The 1,118-nt window shown below is 69.9% G+C and carries 1 protein-coding gene; it reads left to right on the top strand.

Features of this window, described 5'->3' with window-relative positions; translation table 11 throughout:
* The first annotated feature begins 236 nt into the window (after positions 1 to 236).
* A complete protein-coding gene (locus AOJ26_RS35555; RefSeq protein ID WP_053852490.1) occupies positions 237 to 1,019 on the top strand; it encodes a serine protease in 783 nt (260 codons plus the stop codon).
* The last annotated feature ends 99 nt before the right edge of the window (positions 1,020 to 1,118 follow it).

Genomic DNA, 1,118 nt, shown 5'->3' with positions numbered 1-1,118 from the left:
GGTGGTTCCGGGTGGAGGTGGCCGCGGAGGCGCTGTGGCGGCTCGGGCTGCATCCGGGGCAGCCGTCCTCCGCGGCCGGGTGTGGCTGGATCGCGCCCCTTGTGCGGGAGTTCACAGGATTCTCATAATCCATCAACAGATTTGACCGGCCCATGTCAGGAACTTGGGCGGATCTTTGATGCCCAGACTTGGCATGGACTTGTCATAGCCACCCCCCACCTGGAAGAGGCATCCCCTTGAAGAAACTCCTCACGGCCGTCAAGAGATGTCTGGCGGTCGCGGCCGCCGCGCTCGCGATCGCCAGCCTCCAGCCCGTGTCGGCCGCACAGGCCGCGCCCGCGCCCGTCGTCGGCGGCACCCGTGCCGCGCAGGGCGAGTTCCCGTTCATGGTGCGCCTGTCCATGGGGTGCGGCGGGGCGCTGTACACCCAGCAGATCGTGCTCACCGCCGCGCACTGCGTCAGCCGGACCGGCGCGAACACCAGCATCACCGCGACCGCGGGGGTCGTGGACCTCCAGTCCGGCACCGGGCGGGTGCAGGTGAGGTCGACGTACGTCTACCGGGCGCCCGGCTACAACGGCGACGGCAAGGACTGGGCGCTCATCAAGCTCGCGTCACCGATCAACCTGCCCACGCTGAAGATCGCGACGACGACCCAGTACAACACCGGGACCTTCACGGTCGCCGGGTGGGGCGCGGCCACCGAGGGCGGGGCCCAGCAGCGGTACCTGCTGAAGGCCACCGTGCCGTTCGTGAGCGACGCGACCTGCCGGGGATACAGCGGATACAGCGGGCTCATCGCCGACGAGGAGATCTGCGCGGGGTACACCTCGGGCGGGGTCGACACCTGTCAGGGGGACTCCGGCGGGCCGATGTTCCGGCGGGACTCGGCGAACGCGTGGGTGCAGGTGGGCATCGTGAGCTGGGGCATAGGCTGCGCCCGGCCGAACGCGCCCGGTGTCTACACCGAGGTGTCCACGTTCGCCTCGGCAATCGCTTCGGCGGCGGCTTCCCTGTGAGGTGACGGGGCTTCAGTACGGTGGTCCGCGGGTCCGGTGCGGTGTGTGCCGGGCCTGCGGTTCTCGCCCCCGCCGCCCCTACCCCTGTCCCTTATACAC

Source organism: Streptomyces sp. NRRL B-24085 (assembly GCF_001282115.1).
Lineage (GTDB): Bacteria > Actinomycetota > Actinomycetes > Streptomycetales > Streptomycetaceae > Streptomyces.
This window is presented reverse-complemented; position numbering and strand designations above follow the sequence as displayed.